Genomic DNA, 19,394 nt, shown 5'->3' with positions numbered 1-19,394 from the left:
CGGCATATGACGTATATGCGCGGGGCGGGTGCATGGCAACAATGCATTCACGGCGATAAGGCATCGCCCCGATTCATTCCCGCATCACCGACAAGACGACATCCGCTGCCAAAGCTGCCAGCGCCGATGTCGGGCAACAAGGCCCGAACCGCTCCCTGACCCGGAGCGGTTCGGGCCTTTTTTTGTTGGCCGGGAATCGAGGGGGCTGCGATGCCGCGCGCCGCCCCCTCAACCCCTTCAGGAGCAGCAGCATGAGACACGGAGATATTTCCAGCAGCAACGATTGCGTCGGCGTGGCGGTGGTCAACTACAAGATGCCGCGCCTGCACACCAAGGCCGAGGTGCTGGACAACTGCCGCAAGATCGCGGACATGCTGGTGGGCATGAAGCGCGGCCTGCCGGGCATGGACCTGGTGATCTTCCCCGAGTACTCCACGCACGGCATCATGTACGACGCCAAGGAGATGTACGACACGGCCAGCGCCATCCCGGGCGAAGAGACAGAAATCTTCGCCGACGCCTGCCGCAGGGCCAACGTCTGGGGCGTGTTCTCGCTGACGGGCGAGCGCCATGAGGAGCATCCCAACAAGGCGCCGTACAACACCCTGATCCTCATGAACAACCAGGGCGAGATCGTGCAGAAGTACCGCAAGATCATGCCCTGGGTGCCCATCGAGGGCTGGTACCCGGGCGACTGCACCTATGTGAGCGAAGGCCCCAAGGGCCTGAAGATCAGCCTCATCATCTGCGACGACGGCAACTACCCCGAGATCTGGCGCGACTGCGCCATGCGCGGCGCCGAGCTCGTCGTGCGCTGCCAGGGCTACATGTACCCGGCCAAGGAGCAGCAGATCATGGTCTCCAAGGCCATGGCCTTCATGAACAACTGCTACGTGGCCGTGGCCAATGCGGCGGGCTTCGACGGCGTGTACTCGTACTTCGGGCACTCGGCCATCATCGGCTTCGACGGCCGCACCCTGGGCGAGACCGGCGAGGAGGAAATGGGCATCCAGTACGCCGAGTTGTCCAAGCACCTGATCCGCGATGCGCGCAAGAACGGCCAGTCGCAGAACCATCTGTTCAAGCTGGTGCACCGCGGCTACACCGGCACCATCAACTCCGGCGACGGGGACAAGGGCGTGGCCGCCTGCCCCTACAACTTCTACAGCCAGTGGGTGAACGATCCCGAGGGCACGCGCGAGATGGTGGAGTCCTTCACACGCACCACCGTAGGCACGCCCGAATGCCCCATCGAAGGCATTCCGCACGAGGCGCCCAAGCACCGCTGACAGCGTCCTGCCTCCGGGCCTGCAGGCCCGGGGGCAGGCTCGCCCATGAACACGGAAAGGTGAAGAGTGAAGATGAGCACGACAACAACCACAGGCCCGGTGCCCGCTCCCGCCAGCCAGGCCGCCGACCCGCTGGCGGCATACCGCATCGAGGAAGAGCCCTTCTACCGCCCCTCGGGCCGCGAGGTCCAGCTCTACCGCCAGGCCTACCAGCACCGCATGCCGCTCATCCTCAAGGGCCCCACGGGCTGCGGCAAGACGCGCTTTGTGGAGTACATGGCCTGGGCGCTCAAGCGCCCCCTGGTCACGCTGGCCTGCAACGAGGACATGACGGCCTCCGACCTGGTGGGCCGCTACCTGCTGGATGCCGACGGCACGGCCTGGCACGACGGCCCGCTGACCCTGGCCGTGCGCCACGGCGGCATCTGCTACCTGGACGAAGTGGTGGAGGCCCGCCAGGACACCACCGTCGTCATCCACCCGCTGACCGACGCGCGCCGCACCTTGCCGCTGGACAAGAAGGGCGAGGTGGTCCACGCGCACCCCGACTTCCAGCTGGTGGTTTCCTACAACCCCGGCTACCAGAGCAGCGCCAAGGACATGAAACCATCGACGCGCCAGCGCTTCGCGGCGCTGGACTTCGACTATCCGGCGCCCGAGATCGAGGCGGATATCGTGGCCCACGAGACCGGCATTGCCCCGGCCACCGCTCGCAGCCTGGTCAGCCTGGCGCGCAGCACGCGCGAACTGCGCCACCGGGGCCTGGACGAAGGCGCCTCCACCCGCATGCTGATCTACGCGGGCCTGCTGATGCGCGACGGCATGCCGGTGCATGACAGCTGCGACATGACCATCACCAGCGCCCTGACCGACGACCCCGACACCGCCGCCGCGCTGCGCCAGCTGGTCGAAGCAGAGTTCGGCGCCTGAGGGCCGCGCGCCATGGCCATCGTCTCCGCTGCCTTGCCCGAAGAGTCCCGCCTGCTGCACACGCTGGGCCTGCTGGCCAGCGGCCTGGCACGCCAGCCTGTCGCCGTGCAGGCGCTGGCCAGGATGCCGGCCAGTGCCCCGGCGCCAGGCCAGGCCCACGCCCTGCCGCCGCGCGCCGTGCTGATCAGCCAGCCTGCCCGGCTGCTGGTTCCCGCCAACTTGCCCATTCAGGCAAACCTGCACGCAGCAACGATGGCCCATGCCGCAGCCCATCTGCGCTTTTCACCCGCCCGCCAGGACAGCAGCACCCTCAAGCCCATGGGCCAGGCCGTGGTGGGCGCACTGGAAGATGCGCGCGTGGAGCGGCTGCTGTGCCTGCAGCACCCCGGCGTGCGCCGCTGGTTCGAGGCCTGCATCGCGCCCGAGCCCGACCCATCCGACCTGGGCTTTGCCGCCTTCATGGCCCGGCTGGACCGCATGCTGCTGTGGCCAGAGCGCATGGACGGCAACCACTGGATCCACAAGGCCCGTGACCTGTTCGAGAACACCGCCACGCGCCACGGGCTGGAGGACTACGCCGCATTCCGAGCCATTGCGTCCATCCTGGCCAACGACCTGGGCCAGATGCGCGTGCGCATGGACCCCCAGCACCATGCCGTGCCCAGCATCTACCGTGATGACAACAGCTATCTCTGGCAGCATCCGGAGTCGCCCCAGGGCGAGGAAGACACACTCGCGCTGCAGCAGATCGCTGCGCGTGCGGCCCCTCCTCCATCGGCCGGCGCCGGACAGCAGTCCGATGCCCAGGAAGGCCAGTCGCTGGAGCTGGACCCAGGCCTGGAACTGTCGCGCCACAGCTATCCCGAATGGGACCGCAGGTCGGAGCGCCTGAAGACGGACTGGTGCACCGTCATCGACACCCTGCCCGCATGGCAGGCCGAGGCTTTGGCCGGCAAAGGCTCCCAGGCCGGCAGACAGACACTGCCGCCCCTGCCGCTGCCGCCCGCACGCCAGCTGGACCGGCGCCAGCGCCTGCGCCGCCAGTGGGAAGGCGACGACCTGGACTTCAATGCCGCCATCGAGGTCCAGGTGGACCGCCGCCTGAACCTGCGCCCTGAGCCCCGCCTTTTCATCCGTGCCGGCAAAGGCCCGCGCCCCACCAGCGTGCTCGTGCTGATGGACGCTTCCGAATCGGTCAACACGCCCGGCCCCCACGGCGCCAGATTGCTGGAGCTGGAGAAACAGGCGGCCCTCATGCTGGCCGAATCGCGCGCAGGCCACAGGACCGGCGTGGACCGCCTGGCCATCCACGCCTTCTCGTCCAACACGCGCGCCGAAGTCCGCTACCTGCGCCTGCTGGACTTCGGCCAGCCCTTTGCCGCAGCAGCGGCCGCCCGGTTGCAGGCACTGCAGGGCCGCCATTCCACCCGCCTGGGCGCCGCCCTGCGCCACGCCAGCAGCCTGCTGGCAGCCGAGCCTGCTGGCCAGCGCCATCTGCTGGTGATCACCGACGGCGCACCCGCCGACATCGACGTGCATGACGATCGCTACCTGATCGAAGACGCGCGCCACGCCGTGCAGCAGGCCCGCGCCGCAGGCATACGCATCAGTTGCCTGGCCGTGGACAGCCAGGCAGACGGCTATGTGCGCCACATCTTTGGCGGGCGCAACTACGGGATTGCCGACGACGCGCGGCATCTGCCAAGGCGGCTGTCCCAGATGGGCGCAAGGCTCGCAGCCGGCCGCTGACCACGGCAAGCGCCACGGAAATCTCGATTAACCTGAAGCCTGCAAAGAACGCACGCCAGCACCTGGCACAGAAGGAACCCATGAACGACCCCGTCAGAGTCGGCATTCTTTACTCGGCCACCGGCACCACATCGACCATCGGCCAGTCCCAGCTGCAGGGCGCACAGCTGGCCATAGACGAAATCAACGAGGCGGGCGGCCTGCTGGGGCGTGAACTGGTCGCAGTGCGCTACGACCCGGCCTCCACGCCGGCCCGCTATGCGGCCCTGGCCGAGCAGCTCATCGTGCGCGATGGCATCAACGTCATCTTCGGCTGCTACATGTCCAGCAGCCGCAAGGCGGTCATCCCCATCGTCGAGAAATGGAACAAGCTGCTGTTCTATCCCACGCTCTACGAAGGCTTCGAGTTCTCGGGCAATGTCATCTACACGGGCGCCGCGCCCAACCAGAACAGCGTGCAACTGGCCGACTACATGACCAGCAGCTTCGGCGCGCGGGTCTACCTCATCGGCTCGGACTACATCTACCCCTATGAGTCCAACCGCATCATGGGCGAGCTGGTCATGCAGCACCCGGGCAGCGACAAACTCGGTGAACACTACCTGCCGCTGGATGCCACCGAGCGCGACTACGCGGCCATCATGCAGGACATCCGCGCCAGGCAGCCGGACTTCATCTTCTCCACCGTGGTCGGCGACTCCACGGCCAGCCTCTACCGCGCCTATGCCGATGCGGGCTTCAACCCGCAGACCATGCCGATTGCCAGCCTCACCACCTCCGAGGCCGAGATCGCCCAGATGGGCGCCGATGTGGCGGCCGGCCACTTCACGGCCGCGCCCTACTTCCAGTCCATCGATTCGCCGGCCAACGCGCGCTGCCTGGCCCGGCTGCGCCAGCGCCTGGGCGACGACTGTCGGCCCAACCTGTGCTGGGAGGCCGCCTACTTTCAGATGCACCTGTTCGCCAACGCCTTCCGCCAGGCCGGCAGTGACCGCATAGGTGAGCTGCTGCCCCATCTGCTGGGCAGCGAATTCGACGCGCCCCAGGGCCGCATCCGGCTGGATCCCGACAACCACCACACCTGGCTGCACCCGCGCGTGGGCCGCGCCAACGCACAGGGCGGCTTCACCATCGTGCGCCAGGCCACCCGGGCCGTCTCGCCCGACCCCTACCTGGTCACCCACTCCCTGGGCGACTGGACCGCCAGCCTCGGTGCCCTGGAGAACTGAGCGTGGATGCCGCCCCGAACAAGGACACCGGCAGCGCTGCTACAGGCCGGCCGCTGCTGGAAAGAAAACCGCTGCTGCGTGCCACCTCGCCCCAACTGAAGGAACTGCGCCAGCTGCGCATTGCCGTCGTCCACCCCGACGACGCGGACGGCCGCCTACTGGCCCAGCAGCTGCAGCGCATAGGCTGCCAGGTCCAGGCCATCTGGCCGCCCCAGCCAAGCCTGCCCGAGGGCACGGACGTGGTCTTCCTGGCCGTACGCCCCGATCACCTGCAGTTGAACTACGCCTGGACCCAGGGCGAGGGAGAGAGCCCGCCCACCGCCATCGCCGTGGTCAACTACGAGAACCCCACCATCGTCTCCGCCGTGCTGGAGCTGCAAGTGCAAGCCATCCTGCCCTCGCCCATCCGCTCTTTCGGCCTGCTGTCCACATTGGTGCTGGCGCGCAGAAACCACAAGGAATCACGCCAGCAGCAGCAGCGCATCGCCAAGCTCCAGGCCAAGCTGCTGGGCCAGCGCCGCGTGGCCGAAGCCAAGGCCATCCTCATGCAAACCCACCAGATCAACGAAGACCAGGCCTACGAAATGATCCGCGCCCAGGCCATGAGCCGGCGAAGCTCGGTGGAGGAGATTGCCCAGGCCATCGTGCATGCGAGCGAAATACTGTCGCTGGGCAAGGGCGTGGGCGGGTAAATCACGCAGGACTCCCTGCCGCCAGCAGCCATGGCTTGACCCGGGGAACCAGGGTCCTCTTTTTTTGAACGCACGCAGCGTGTGAAGAAAAAAATGGCTCCCGATGCGGAGCACGCAGGGCTTGTGAATACTTTGATCAATAGTTACCCACCAAACCGCTCACATATGTGAATGTCACTCTCGTTCGATGAGAATCTGATAATGGATTATCAAAATCAATTACTTTGTCAAATTTTGCATCGATTGCAAAATCGGACGACTCTCAGATTAGCATTTCACCCTTAAGCATTGACGTGTTGGGCGTCAACAATAAACCATAGTATCGCGAGGCATAAAATGATAGAAGGCGGATGGTGGAAAGCCTATACCAAAAATGGCCGGTATATAGGACTGATTGAAGGAGATGAATTCATAGTCGGAGACAAGAGAATTTTATACAGAATAAGCAACAGCAAGCTATATTCCACAGAAGTACCACCTTCACATATAGCTGACATATCAGAAAAACAAGCGATTACATCCAACGGTGAAATTCTGCTGAAGTTCTTCAAGACAAGCAGAGAGCGAAAACCATTAACAACTTGATCAAACCCATACCAAAACAATTACAAATCTCGAAAATCATCAAACAGCCGAGGCCATGGCACGAATCGGCAATTTCCGGCCAAGATCAACACGCAATTGCATTCTGCGTATCAAATCTGTCGTCAAAACTCGACCTGCCGTAAGCAATACCAACCCTTCCCTCGATACGAAGTCTTGAGCCAAAATCATTCCTGGCCGGAGCTCCGAACAGGGAACATAAAGAGGGACTGGGTCGGCAACGGGGGTTGCCTGTATCAAAATCTGCAAGAAAGCATCGACAACCTCTGGATCAAATTGTGTTCCTCTGCCATGCGAAATTAGGGTTCTTGCCTCTGCACAATTTAGGGGCTTGCTGCTTAAATGCCCTATCATCAGGTCATCGTAAAAATCAGCAACCGCTATTATCCGAGCTCCTATTGGAATATCCTTCCCTTTCAGGCCATCAGGGAAACCTGCCCCGTCGAATCGCTCATGGTGGGACCTGACGAGAGTAGCGACCGGGTGCGCATCGTCTATCGGCAGAAGCAACTGTTCTCCCAAGCTGCTGTGATTCCTATATTTTTCCAGCTCTTCATGACTCAAGCTTGGGACGGGCTTGTTCAACATCCCATCGGCAAGAGTAATATGGGCAATATCATGAATGAGCGCAGCAACAAAAGAATTCTGCTGATCTTCTTCGCTTAGCTGCATGATATTTGCGGTTCGACGGGTCAGGTCCGCAACGCGTCTAGAATGCCCTGCAAGCAGCCCACTCCGCCACTCAAGAAGATTGGAAAACATCCGGATAGCTGCGACGAAATTCTTTTTAAGCTTCCTATGCGCCTCCAACAATTCGTCGTCATGCTCATGGGCAGTAAGCTCAACAGTTGCATTTAATTCCGCCAGCTCCTTCGTCAGCACTTTATTTTTCTGATGCAGACGAATATTTTCATGGCGTGTAATTTTCTGATCGTTTAATTGATCAATAGCATCCAAAAATTGCTCACTATTCCAAGGTTTTACTATGTGACGGTACAAACCCATCAAACGACCAATGCCTTTCGGAATCACAGTTCTACCGTATTCCGAAAGAAAAATCACAAACAGGTCAGGGAACTGTCCAACAATACTCTCCAACCACTGTCCGCCATCCTTGTCAAGCACATGCGTATTGCATATCAACAAGTCAATTCGTCCACCAGAAAACTCCGCCAATGCTTCTGGCGAGCTTGCTGCCATCCGCAGATCATATCCAGCCTGACCAAGCAACAGGTTTAACCCTGCAACGTCCTCTACCTCCGGGTCAATCAACAATGCCTGCAACCGCGATTGCCGTGCAAATGATTCTTGTTTCTCTTCAGCATTCATTTGGCATGCCTCCAATTGCATTATTCGATGCGTCGATCGATGAGTCTCAAGAATATGACATCGAAAGGCATTGGTGAAGATAGTAATTCTTTACTAGCATCACGCAATTGAAGATCAAATTCATTTGAATCTTCTCACTCACTTACACGCAGTTACAATAACCAGCCTCGCGCAATGGATGATTTTTGCGTCAGTGATGCCACTCGCCTGGAAGGCCGAGCCGGATGCACGCATCGCGGAAACGATGAAAACAGAAAAAGCCGGTTCGGTGGAAGAGGTTCGCGCCCAGGTTCATGAATGCCAGTTGACCGAGCAGAACGTGTTCCCTGCCAGCGTCTCCAAGGCGAAGAGCTTCGTGGCCATGCCCAGATTCCGCGCCCCCCCCCCCCGAGACAGGTGCTACCCGGATCGGCCGCAGCAAGCCGCCGAACTGGATCAACGGCAAGAATGGCAGGCAATTCCTGTTCGAAAAGGCCAAAAGTTAGGCGGCGTGCAGCCGATACACCAAGCAAGGAGGTGCGCGCCAAGTCTAGGCGGCGCCTCAAGCCCCCGGGGTGCGTGCGCGCCAGGGGCTTTTTCTTTGGAGATTGACCCTTCCGAACTGCACCGTGCGCTTGAAGGCCTGGAGGTCAGCTAGCGAGCCGCCTGCCCGCTTGTGTGCGGTGATGATTCCGATTGAGTGCTCAGAGTTGAACAAACAGGAAAACGGGGTTGGATGGCGAAGAATCAGGCAACGACGCCAGAGCAAAAAAACCCAATCAGATCAATGACAAACGTAGAAAATCAAGCACCTGCCAGCATGTGGCGCATGTCCGTGGCGCCCATGATGGACTGGATTGATTTTTGAAGAAAATCTTTATCTGACAGCAACTTAGAGGTAGCTACACCCCTGCCCGTAGCAACTATGCTGCACCCGTCGCCAAGTTGCGCTTCTAACTGCGCTTCGGATTGCCGTGTCCGTTCACTGCATTTTCTGCACACTAAGGGATCCGTCTGCCTCAAGGAACATGCAGCGGATTTCTGATTCCTCGCAGTCTGCCTCGCGCAGCGCCTTCTCGATATCGTTGCGCGATACCCGGTGGCTTTTGCGCGCACTCTCAAAGATCTTTCCATCCCGCCCCAGCAGCACCGCCTCGCCCTCGAGCAGCTTTTCCGCACCGCGCCAGCGTGCTGTCACGAAACCCACGGCCGTATTCAACGCAATGAGGATCACGCACACCAGCAGCCCCCCAGGCAGGGACTGATCAGACCCTGTCATTGAGGGCCCCGCCGCCTCGCTCACCAACATCACCACCAGCAGATCGAAAGGCGTGAACTGCCCCACGGTACGCCGCCCCGTTATACGCATCATCAACAGCAGCAGGGCATAGACTGCCAGCGCGCGTATGGCCAACTCAAACGGATGGATGTCCAGGTTCCACATACCAACGCCCCATCAATTCCGCCCCGCCCAGGGGCTACGCGCCGAAGCGCGCACTGAACATTTGAAGGCCTGCCTCAACTGCCGCAATGCCTGTTGCCGCCGCGCAGGCGTCTCGGCCGCCGTGCAATCGCTGGGCACCCAGACCTCGTAGCCCGACATGCGTGCATCGGTAGCCGTGAGCATGACGCACATGTCCGCAGCAAACCCCACGATGATCAGCCTGCGCGCATGCATTCTGCCCAGCAGATGCAGCAGCGGCGTGGAATGAAATGCCGAATGCTGGGGCTTAAGAATCACCAGATCCTCCGCATCGGGCGCAAGCAGCCGAGCGATCTCGCCACGCTCGCCAGCCAAACCCTGGCAGGCGGCAAGAATGTCGCTGAACTCGCTGTGCCAAGTGCCGTAGTTGTCGTTGGCGTAGATCGTAGCCACGCCCTTTTCACGAAGCCTGGCCTTGAGCCGGACAATGCGCCGGGCAGCCCGTACCGCTTCCTGAAGCAAAGGCCCGGCATTGGGAAATTGCAGCGGGTTGATGACATCCACCAGCAACAGCACTTCCGCGCTGTGAGGCACTTGCGTGGGTTCTAACCACCTCGGCCTAGGCATCACAACATGGATTTGCGTTGCTGCTCCGCTCGAGATGCGCCGATGGCAGTTTCAACCTGCTTGACCTCTTCAGGGGGAGGCAGGACTGCTGGCATACCCAAGCTCTGGATCCACAGCTCGCGGCACCACCCCTTGGTGTGATACAGGTGATGGTCTTCGTCCTTTTCCACACGAGCGTGGGCCTCCTTGAGAACCTTGCCCGTTTCACCTGTAGCCACCTCGGCGACCTTGCCCAGAAGCTCCCAGTTGGCGTGGTCCTTGGTTTCAGCGTGGACCACGCATTCGCATGCCACGAGTTGCGCGGCGGCCGGATTACCGGACTTCAATGCCAAATCCATAGCCTTCACAAGCGACAGGCCAATGTGCTTCACAACTCCCCGGGAAGGTACATCCTCGTCAGCATTTATATTAAGTAATTCGCACGTTGTACGCACTACGTTTTGATGATTAAGTGTTTCCTCAAGATATTCTTCCCATTCTTTTTTTAAATCTTCATTAATTGCACAGGTCAGAGCTTTTCGATATACCTGCTCACCTCCAAGCTCAGTCTCCATCATTTGCAGAAGAAGATCCTTCAATTGTTTCTCATCATATCGAGGTTTAGCCATTTTATTACTCCAAACTTAAATACTTCGGTGCTTAAGATTGAACCAGCTGCGAGGCAAAATTCGTAGGCATAAACTGATGAGTGCGTAGTGATTTTCATCTTCATTCCGTGAGTCGTTTCCTTCAATAAAATAACTATCAAGAAAAAGATAATTTAGAAAGATCAAAACTGGCGAGCATTAAATTCGCGGTAACTAAGAGCCCTGTCAAGCCGAGCCCCGCCTTACTCCTAAAAATGCCTGAGTGTTGCGTTTACCGCCTCATTCAGCGCACGCATGGAATTTTCAATCTCTAAATTGATAGCCTTGACTTGGTCGCGCTTGTCAGGAGCATCTCCAGCCTGGATCGCCCGGCGGTACTTGCGAAGGTCGGAGATCTTCTTGTCCAGCGCTTTCGATGCGTCATGAGCCCTGGCCAGCGGTACATCCGCCAGCACCGCATCAGCATCTTCGCCGCGCTGGATCCTGGCTTTGAATTCGTTCTCGCTGATGTTTATACGCTTGAGGTTCTCGTAGTAGGCGTTGCTCTGGCCGTTGGCGCCGCGCGTGTTCCCATAGAGCCGGCCGGCCAGAACAACTTGGTGCGGCGCCAGTTCCTCGCCAGTGAAGGCGGACGTGGCCATGGCTACGGCCTTGTTCACCTCGCGGCCCACGCCGCCAGTGATCTGTTCCACCAAGTACTCGATGGCCTCCGGCGTTGGGCTGGCAGCGCCGGGCCGCCATTCGTTGCCGCCCGTCGCGGCATTGGCCAAGGAGGCCAGCCAGCGGTAAGGCGTCGCAGTCGAATCCTTCACCCGGCTTGCACCTGGCGTCGGTTCGTTTGAATTCCGGTCCTCTCGGTAGATCTCCCGGCCTGTCCAGTCCTTGTTGCGAGCCAGGGCCAGCGCAGGATCGAACCAGGTGGGCGATGCCATCTGCCCCAGATCAGCAGACCCACCCAGCGGGTTGTAGGCATCGAGGGCCAGCACAGCCATGTCCAGGACGTGACCCATTCGGCTCTTGGTCGGATCGTCGTGCACGGCCATCTCCACGATGGTCCGCCCGATGTTGGGGAACACATGGAACCCCAGCGGCAGCGGTATGGCCACATAGTCCTGCCGGCCCAGCGGGATGATGATCGCCCGTTCCTTCACAAACTCGGGGATCTTCTTCCATTCGTCGTCTGCTCCATCGCCGCCACCCATCATGAGGTAGCCGGCCATGGCCGACATCATGCCCAGGGCCACGCCACCCATCATGATCTTGCGCCCGGCAGGACCCGCCAGCGTCTCCAGCATGCGCTTGTTGCCCTGGATCGCCGCATTCAGAAATGCAAAATGCGCGCCCACCACGGAGGTGTTGCGGCCCTTGCGGTTGAAGTTCACCGTGATGTTCTTGGCGATACTCGCGGCCTCCTGGCGGCTGATGCCCTGGTCCAGGGCAGCCTTGTAGACGCCGAGGCGCGTTGTGGCTTCCAGGGTTTCATTGAAGTCCGACAGCCAAGCCAGCAGCGCGCGACCGCCGGCGACAACCGATGTGCCCTGGCCAGCCTGGTCCAGCGCCTTCTGCAGTGCCTTGGCACGGTCCTTGGGATCGGCATGCAGATCGCGGTAGCCCGTCGTGCCGCCATCGAGCTGCAGTTGCTCCCACAGCTGCGCCCATTGGCCGGTGGGTGCGCCCTCTTCCTTGCGCTCGCGGCGCAGCTCCTTGTAGATGGCGCGCGTGTTTCGCCGGATGTTGCGGAACACCTCGGCTTGCTTTCCGGCCAGGGGCGTGGTGGAAAGCTGCAGCATCGCACCCTGCAAGTCGCGCGCCAGGTTCATGACCCCGAACACAGGGTTGTACTGGGTGTTGACCGAGGAGAACCACCGCGTGATCCATGCCGCAATCCGCGTGAAGCGGTCCAGTTCCATGGCATCCAGGTTCTTCATGGCGATGGCGAGGCGCACGGCCTTCTCGTTGCGCTCGTTGAAGACGATGTACCGATCCTTGCCGCCAATGCGCACCGTCACCACGTTGTCGCGCGCCTTGGCGCCCTGATCCACCATGGTTTTGACCAGGCCCGTGTCCGGGTCCAGCGCCTTCTTCTTGGGCAGTTCCAGGCTCCAAAGCTCTTTGTCAGGGTTCTGAGCGGCAAGCAGGTACATACGCTTGACCACGTTGTTCTTTTCGCCGCGAGTCAGCGCCGCCTCTCGCTGCATGACGACGTGGCTCAGGATGTTGGTCACTCGCTCGTTCGAGCCCGTGCGCCTCTTCGATGCATCGCCCTTCGTGCTGAAACCCTGGCCGATGGGATGGGCCTTGCTGTCCGGATGGGCTTCGTCCCGATGGAGAGGCACATAGTGCTGGTAGGTCTTGCGCCAGGCCGACAGCGTGGCCTGGTCCATGAGCCCATAGCTCTCCAGAGTCTTCAGGGTGCCCTCGTTGATGCGGTCCACGCGCGCGGCCAACTCGTCCAGTACCTGACGCTGCTCGGGACTGTAGCCGTCCATGATCGCCTTGGCCTCGGCATCGCTCATGCCCGACAAGGACAGGCGCTCCTCCTCGGTGCCGTCGAAAGCCTCGGCGCGGTCCCAGCGGTCCTGGTCTATGAGGGCCTGGCCCAGCGCCTTCTGCACGGGGCCGGAGGCCAGGCCGCGGGCCTGGGCGCGCTGCAGTTGGCGGCGCAGATCTTCCACAGTCTTCGCGGCCGCATCGCGCTGGCCTTGCAACTGCTGGGTGCCGGGATTGCGCTCGGCCATGACACGGTTGGCCTCGGGCGCATGCCGTGCATGCAGGAAGCGCTCCAGCTCCTCGATGGCCACCTTGGCCTCATTCATGCGCTTGAGCAGCGGCCTCACCTCATCGCGCAAGAAGTTGCCGGCGCGCTTGGCAACGCGCTTGTGGTACAGCTCCTCGCCCCGGTAAGCGTCATTCGTCTCGCTGACGGTGCCGTTCAAGGCCTTGATGTGTTCCTGGATGCGCTTGAGGTCAATGAACTTGTCCTGCCAGGAATACAGGAAGTCATCAACGGAGCGGTAGCCGGTGAGGTCCGCCACCTTGTCCTGCAGACGGCCCAGACGGCCCTTGGACTGCGCTGGAGTGGCCGCGCCGGAAGCGGGGCCGCGGCTGTAGAAAACTCGGCGGCTGCGGCTGGGATCGGTTAGAACTTGTGCGTGCCGCTCAGCAAACTCTCCCAGTAGGGAGCCTCGCTGCCTTCGATCTCCTTGGTCCTGGCCGCCCGCTCGGCGTAGAAGGGCACGCCAGACAGCCGCTCGCGCAATTGTTCGCCAGCCAACTTCCGCTTCTCCTGGCGCGCTTCCATCCACTCGACGTCTTCTTTCGATGGATTGTCCAACCAAGCCAGCCAATTGCTGTCTTGATAGTTGCTCCCCGGAATTGGAAAGTCGGAACGATCCGCGCTCTGTGTCATAGTCAATCTGGTTGGAGGTTGGGAAAGCATTATCCGTGGCAGCCACACTCGCCGCAATCATGCGCTCCACATTCCCCACGTCATCCCCATAGACCCAGCGCAGGCCCGGCACACCGTGACCGCCGCGCACTTGGTCGGGGTGCGGCGCCAGGTGGCGTGTGGTGCCGAGCTTCAAGGCGCTGGACAGCATCTGCTCCAGCCGGCGACGCAGCGCGGTCTTGCTCAGCCCGTGAGGATCGCCGATGAAAATGCTGTCCGTGTTGTGCGCGAAAGTGGCGGCGATGCTGTACGCCATGGCACCCGAGTCCCCCCGGGACAACTTGGACACGTCCAGCCACACGTCCGTGGTGGGAGGCACATCCTCCGGGTTCTCGCCGGGCCTGCCGGCCACGGCCTCCATGCCCTCCGCCGTGTAGAGCATGTCGTAGACCTGCTCTCCGTAGGGGTTGGGCTGGCGCACCGACAGCGTGGCCTTCTTGCCATCTGGCATCTTCAACGTATATTCCTGCCGGCCTGCAATGCTCACCGGCTTGCTCACCTCGATGTCCGGAGCGTGTTCCTTGGCGATGGCCTTCAGATCCGTTTGCTTCGACTTCGGGAAGGTGAACAGGTCGTCCAGCTGGGACAGCTCCTGCAGCGCCCGGCGGCCCGAGCCGCTATCCAGGCTGAACTTGGGCCTTTCCGACGATGCCGATGCAGCAGCCGCCGCGCCGCGCTCCACCCAGTGCCGCGCCGGCAGGATGAAGTCGCGGATGATTTCCGCGTCCGTAATGGCTAGGTCGCGCAGCGCGGGCACATGGGCGCGCAGCCAGGCGCGAATGGCGGCCACGGCGCGGCGCACGAAACCCAGCTGCGGCTGTGTCTCGGCCATCTCGGCCAGCACCTCCTCGGCCGCGTAGCGCCGGCCCACCAGGTCGTCCAGCTCGCCATACTCCTGCAGCTTGGCGCGCACCTCGCGGGGGCGGGCCACGATGATCTGGTCCAGCACCGCGTCCAGCTTCTCGCCGAAGGCACCGCGCAGACCGTGGTGGCCGAGCGCCTCGTGGTAAAGCACGCGGGCAGCTTCCTCAGGCGTGGCCAGCTGGCTCGCTACCAGGTAGACCTCGCCATCGAAATAGAAGCCCTTGGGCACGCCCTCCGCGCCCTCGGCCGCCTGCAGTTGGTCAGCATCACGGGCTTCCTGGGGCACGTGCGGGTCCTGCAGGTCGAACACCACATTGATGCGCGGTGCGTTGGTCCAGGCCTGGCGCACTTCGTCCACGACCTTCTGCACGCGCGCCATGGGCGCCTGGGGCGCACGGCGCGCGCCCGCCGGCACCGCGCCACCAGCGATGCGCAGCAGTTCCTGCGCCAGGTCTGCCGTCATGGTGGGCGAGACGGAACTCTCCGCGCGCTTGAAAGGCACGCCCGCCGGCTGCTCAGCCCCTTCCTCAAAACGGGACAGCTCGCTGCGCGTGACGGACAGATCATCCTCGGGATACCAATAGATGTTCACCTTGTGGGCCTGGTTGCCGGTCTTTCCGCCGCCCACATGCGCAAACCCGCGATAGCCCATGTCCTCCAGGTTGTAGCGAATGCCATCGAAGCGCTCCTGCAGTTCGTCCGCACTCACGCCTTCGTAGCGAGACTCGGCGCGCGCCTCATCGAACAGCTGGGCCAGCGTGGTGATGCGCTCGCCCGTTTCCGTGTTTTCATCGCGGGCTAGGTCGTCCAGGACGCGCTTGGCCATGGACTGCACCTCAGGCTCCATCGGAGCATTCATGTCATACAGACGGACAGGGGAGTGCTCGGCAATCTCATACAGCGTGGGCTCGCCGCCCTGCCCTTTGCGGGTGTAGCCGGCGGCGATGTCGGCGGCGTCTGTGGTGTAGAAACCCTGACCGTAGATGTTGAGAACGTTGCCGCGATAAACGCCATCGTTGGTTGGCCCGCCTTCGGGCAGCGGGCGGCTGGTGCCATGCAGGCGAACGCCTGTGCCGCGCGTGTCACGCAGCTTGGGCCGCTGGCTCGCTGCAGGTGCTGCAGGTGCTGCAGGTGCTGCAGGTGCTGCAGGTGCTGCAGGTGCTGCAGCAGTCTCAGGTCGCGCAGGCGAACCGGCAGCCGGTTTGTCGAAAACTCCCTGCTGGCCGCTCAGGGCATCCTTCGCGTCTTGGTCCAACTGGAAGTTTTCAGCGCTGGCGGCCTGGCGCTCGGCCACTTCCTTGCGTTCGCGCTCGGCTCGCGCGTCCGCATCTGCCTTGGCATCATCGCGTGCACGGCTGTTCTCGGCCTGCTCCTGCTGGGCCTGCTGTGCCTGGATCCCGTCGGGGGTGTAGCTGGAAAGCTCCAGCACGGGCGCTACGGCGCCGCTGTCGGCGTCGGCTTCTTGCTCTGGGCGGTCTGCGCGATCTCCAGCAGCTGCTCGCCCTCCTCCGTCTGGCTCTTGTCGCCGTGTTTCTGGCCCTGCTGCATCAGCACGCTCCCCAACAGCATCGCTGCCAGGGGGTTCTCGGCTGCCTTGCGGGGCTGGGACTGGGGCTTGCTGGGAGTCGGTGCTTGTGTCATTGGATTGCTGTGTGCTGGGTTGGCCGCTCAGTGCGGCAAGAATCGCGGCAGGGCCTACCTGCTCGCCGAACATGTCACCGCTGGCCGAGGTCGCCAACGCAGCGCCCATGTATGCGCGCAGGGACTCCACCAGGCGGTCACGGCCCACGGGCCGGGTCAGGTAATGCCCGCTGTACAGCAGGCGCAGCATGCCCACGGTCAGCGCATCGGGCACGTCGCCCGTCAGCATGTCAACCTGCTGGACGGCATCGTGCAGCGCCGCGCGCTCGCGCCGGGCCTTCTGCACCAGGCGAATGGCCTGCAGCAGGTTCTCGGTCACGTCCACCTCGGCATTGATGGCGCCGCGCTCGGCCGCCAGGCGCAGGTTGGCCCACTCTCCAGCTACGGTTTTGAGGGATTCGCCGATGGCGCGGATGTCGTTGTCGGTGGAGCCGAACAGCGATTCAACAAGGTCACCATCGCCGTAGGCCTTGTGCACCAGAGCCGCCTGCAGGCGGGTGACGCCGGCCGGTGAGAGCGCGCCGCTCGCATCCATCATGCCGGCGACATCCTGGCCATGCTCCTGCAGTTTGCCGATGAATGCCCGCGCGAAATCCCGGTTGGCGGCACTGTCCAGGGCGCCGCTGTCGAACACCTCCAGCACGCCGTCGTCCACCAGGGCCGCGTCGGTGGCGGCCTGCTCTGTGGCGGACAGGCCCAGGGCCTGGCTCTGGCTCTTGGCGCCCATGTTGACTTGGTTGTCCTTCTGGGAATACAGGCGCACCAGCACCGGGGCCTGCATGCCGGCGATGGCGGCCGGATCAATGCCGTGCATGGCGCTGTCGGCAGCCAGCTCCTGCCGGTAGGCGTCGGCCGTGCCGCGCTCGTAGGCAGCGCGCAGGCCCGCCGTGCGACCGTTGTTCAGGGCCTTGACCGTGCCCGGGTGCGCTGCGTCGAACAGCGGATTGACGGCGCCGTCCGCGAAGTTGGACGGCTGCACGTCGGCTGCCTCCATCACCGCATACCGGAACGGCACGCGCTGGCCGTCGCTCATCACGGCCACGTCGGCACGGCCCAGCACCTGCGCGGCGTCGGCCTGGTCGCCCACGGCGAACACCATGGGTGCGCCGGATTCGGGGCTGCGCGAGACGCCGAGCCGCAGATAGTCGGGGTTCTGGGCCATGCCCTGCATCTGCACCACGCTGGCGGGCCGGCTGCGGTCGCGGTTCTGGATCTCCTGGGCCGGCGTGCCGGCGGCGCCCGTGCCCTCGGGGTTGGTGCCGGCGCGGCGCGTCTTCACGGCGGCCCATTCGTGCTGCAGCTGGTCCCAGATGGGCGTGCCCCGGCGCAGGGTGGCCACCTTCTCGCCGCGCTCGTGCACGAACTGGGGCCAGGTCTTGGACCGCACTGCACCAGGATCAAACGCCGGGGCCTGTCCGGCCGCAGCAGCTTCGGCGGCCACGGCCTGGGGCTCATCGCCCAGGGCTTCCAGCTCGGCCTCGCGCGCAGCATCCTGCTCCAGGCGCTGGGCCAGTGCTGCACGCTCCTCCTGCTGCACCGGGTTCAGGCCCATGGTGCTGTCGATCACCTCCAGCTCGGCCAGGCGCGTGGCAGCCGTGGTGCTGTACATGGATTCGGGCGTGCCATCGGGCTGCTGCACGCGCTGCTGCTCGGCGTGCTGCTCCGTCTGTGTCGGTACCGGGGCAGGCGCAGTTGCAGCGCCGTCGCGCTGGCCAGCATCTGCGGTCGTGGCCACGTCCGTGACCGTGTTGCCTTCGGCATCCTTGTAGGTCACGTCGATGACCGTGTTGCGCCCGCCAGCATCCGCCTGGCCGCCCCTACGATCCTTCACGCCGGCCACCACGCCGCGCGCTGCACCTGGTGCAGATCCGCCCAGCGCGCCCAGCACGAAGTTGGCAGCCGAGTCCTCGCCGATTTCTTTGCCGTGGGCAACGCTCTTGGTGCCCAGGTCCGAGGCCACGCCCTCCGTCAGCTCCTGCGTGCCCTCCTCCAGCGCCGAGATGCCCGCGCCGGCCGCCGTCTTGCCGAGCACCGAGCGGCCGGCCACGCGGGCCAGCAGCGGGTCGAGGCCACCTGTCACCAGCTTGCCGGTGAAGCGGTCGCCGAACGTGGCCACCGCGCCCTGCAGCAGAGCCGAGGCGTCCTCGGCTCTGGCGCTGGTGATGCGCAGCGCCTCGTCGGGCGCTGCGCCGGCATCGATCATGCGGCGGTAAAGCGGGCTGGTGTCCAGCAGCTGCTCGTGCGACTGCTTGGCGATGAACTCCCGCGCGTTCTCCACGCCCTCGCCCGCTGCCATGGCGCCGCCCACCGCGCCGGCTGCGCCCGGGCTGCGCGTGGCCAGCGCCGTGGCCACCACGGGGAACATGCTGCCGAACACGTCAGCGCCCTGCATCAGGAAGCCGCGCACAGACGGGTCCTTGCCGAAGTCGATCTCGCCCTTGAGCAGGTTACCCGTGATCTGGGAATTGGCCACCGCGTCCTGCGTGGCCTGGCTGGTCGTGTCGTTGATGGCCTTCTGCGCATCGCGGCCGGCGCGGGCCAGCGTCTCGGCGCCAGGCAGGCGCACGCCCACGGCCGCGCGCTCCGCCTGCAGCTCGCGGCGGTCACGCTGCTGCTGCGTCATCGGGCCGTTGATGGCCTCGTCTGTGTCAATGCCCGGGATGAAGGCGCCGCCGGGCATGACCGTGGCGGGGTCGCCGCCGGCGCCGCTGCGCACTGTGGCGCGGATGCCCGACTGCGCAGCCTCGGGCACTGCAGCCACGCCAGAGAGGGCGGCGCCGCCCGCGCGCTTGAACACGTCGGTGATGGCATCGGCCACATAGCCGCCTATGCCCTGCGGCTTGGACTTGGGCACATCGATAGAGATGCCGCCCAGCTCGAACAGGTCAACGTCGCCAGTTGGGGCAGGGGTTGCCGTCTTCGCCGTTGGATCGATACCGGCAATCTCGAACAGGTCAACACCGCCATCGGCGGTGCTTTGGGGGGTCTGGGGCATGCATTACCT

The 19,394-nt window shown here is 63.2% G+C and carries 11 protein-coding genes; 6 read left to right on the top strand and 5 right to left on the bottom strand.

The window, feature by feature from the left end; translation table 11 throughout:
- The first annotated feature begins 251 nt into the window (after window positions 1-251).
- From ACM14_RS13665 to ACM14_RS13645, 5 genes are all read left to right on the top strand, one after another.
- A complete protein-coding gene (locus ACM14_RS13665) occupies window positions 252-1,289 on the top strand; it encodes an aliphatic amidase (protein ID WP_012205469.1) in 1,038 nt (345 codons plus the stop codon).
- Window positions 1,290-1,361: 72 nt separating this feature from the next.
- A complete protein-coding gene (locus ACM14_RS13660) occupies window positions 1,362-2,219 on the top strand; it encodes a CbbQ/NirQ/NorQ/GpvN family protein (RefSeq protein ID WP_065346434.1) in 858 nt (285 codons plus the stop codon).
- A 12-nt stretch (window positions 2,220-2,231) separates the two neighbouring features.
- The gene (locus ACM14_RS13655) at window positions 2,232-3,968 is read left to right on the top strand and encodes a nitric oxide reductase activation protein NorD (RefSeq protein WP_065346433.1); all 1,737 of its coding nucleotides are present in this window, start codon (window positions 2,232-2,234) and stop codon (window positions 3,966-3,968) included.
- A gap of 80 nt (window positions 3,969-4,048) precedes the next feature.
- Entirely contained in the window at window positions 4,049-5,197 is a 1,149-nt protein-coding gene (locus tag ACM14_RS13650; RefSeq protein ID WP_013802527.1) for a transporter substrate-binding domain-containing protein, read from the top strand.
- Between the two features lie 2 nt (window positions 5,198-5,199).
- A complete protein-coding gene (locus ACM14_RS13645) occupies window positions 5,200-5,889 on the top strand; it encodes an ANTAR domain-containing response regulator (protein WP_065346432.1) in 690 nt (229 codons plus the stop codon).
- A gap of 624 nt (window positions 5,890-6,513) precedes the next feature.
- Here ACM14_RS13645 and ACM14_RS30660 read toward each other — a convergent pair.
- A complete protein-coding gene (locus tag ACM14_RS30660) occupies window positions 6,514-7,821 on the bottom strand; it encodes an HD domain-containing phosphohydrolase (RefSeq protein ID WP_084027366.1) in 1,308 nt (435 codons plus the stop codon).
- A gap of 124 nt (window positions 7,822-7,945) precedes the next feature.
- Here ACM14_RS30660 and ACM14_RS32430 point away from each other — a divergent pair, with 124 nt between their 5' ends.
- Entirely contained in the window at window positions 7,946-8,458 is a 513-nt protein-coding gene (locus ACM14_RS32430; protein ID WP_254662052.1) for a hypothetical protein, read from the top strand.
- Between the two features lie 324 nt (window positions 8,459-8,782).
- On the opposite strand, the gene ACM14_RS13635 is transcribed toward ACM14_RS32430, so the two are convergent.
- From ACM14_RS13635 to ACM14_RS32425, 4 genes are all read right to left on the bottom strand, one after another.
- Window positions 8,783-9,244 (bottom strand): DUF421 domain-containing protein, encoded by a 462-nt coding sequence (locus ACM14_RS13635; protein ID WP_065346430.1) that lies wholly within the window; start codon window positions 9,242-9,244, stop codon window positions 8,783-8,785.
- Window positions 9,245-9,256: 12 nt separating this feature from the next.
- Window positions 9,257-9,799 (bottom strand): cysteine hydrolase family protein, encoded by a 543-nt coding sequence (locus tag ACM14_RS13630; protein ID WP_368072934.1) that lies wholly within the window; start codon window positions 9,797-9,799, stop codon window positions 9,257-9,259.
- A 50-nt stretch (window positions 9,800-9,849) separates the two neighbouring features.
- On the bottom strand, window positions 9,850-10,458 hold the full coding sequence (locus ACM14_RS13625; RefSeq protein ID WP_065346428.1) for a hypothetical protein: 609 nt from the start codon (window positions 10,456-10,458) through the stop codon (window positions 9,850-9,852).
- A 227-nt stretch (window positions 10,459-10,685) separates the two neighbouring features.
- A complete protein-coding gene (locus ACM14_RS32425; protein ID WP_254662051.1) occupies window positions 10,686-19,385 on the bottom strand; it encodes an LPD38 domain-containing protein in 8,700 nt (2,899 codons plus the stop codon).
- Between the last annotated feature and the right edge of the window lie 9 nt (window positions 19,386-19,394).

It is taken from the genome of Delftia sp. JD2 (genome assembly GCF_001682645.1).
Lineage (GTDB): Bacteria > Pseudomonadota > Gammaproteobacteria > Burkholderiales > Burkholderiaceae_C > Comamonas > Comamonas acidovorans.
Note: the sequence above shows the minus strand (reverse complement) of the source record. Positions and strands in the feature narration are given on the sequence as shown.

What these genes read in the sequence shown, in the direction of transcription:
- ACM14_RS13665 (WP_012205469.1), top strand. Translation starts at nt 252, where the DNA reads ATGAGACACGGAGATATTTCCAGCAGCAACGATTGCGTCGGCGTGGCG.
- ACM14_RS13660 (WP_065346434.1), top strand. Translation starts at nt 1,362, where the DNA reads ATGAGCACGACAACAACCACAGGCCCGGTGCCCGCTCCCGCCAGCCAG.
- ACM14_RS13655 (WP_065346433.1), top strand. Translation starts at nt 2,232, where the DNA reads ATGGCCATCGTCTCCGCTGCCTTGCCCGAAGAGTCCCGCCTGCTGCAC.
- ACM14_RS13650 (WP_013802527.1), top strand. Translation starts at nt 4,049, where the DNA reads ATGAACGACCCCGTCAGAGTCGGCATTCTTTACTCGGCCACCGGCACC.
- ACM14_RS30660 (WP_084027366.1), bottom strand. Translation starts at nt 7,821, where the DNA reads ATGAATGCTGAAGAGAAACAAGAATCATTTGCACGGCAATCGCGGTTG.
- ACM14_RS13635 (WP_065346430.1), bottom strand. Translation starts at nt 9,244, where the DNA reads ATGTGGAACCTGGACATCCATCCGTTTGAGTTGGCCATACGCGCGCTG.
- ACM14_RS13625 (WP_065346428.1), bottom strand. Translation starts at nt 10,458, where the DNA reads ATGGCTAAACCTCGATATGATGAGAAACAATTGAAGGATCTTCTTCTG.
- ACM14_RS32425 (WP_254662051.1), bottom strand. Translation starts at nt 19,385, where the DNA reads ATGCCCCAGACCCCCCAAAGCACCGCCGATGGCGGTGTTGACCTGTTC.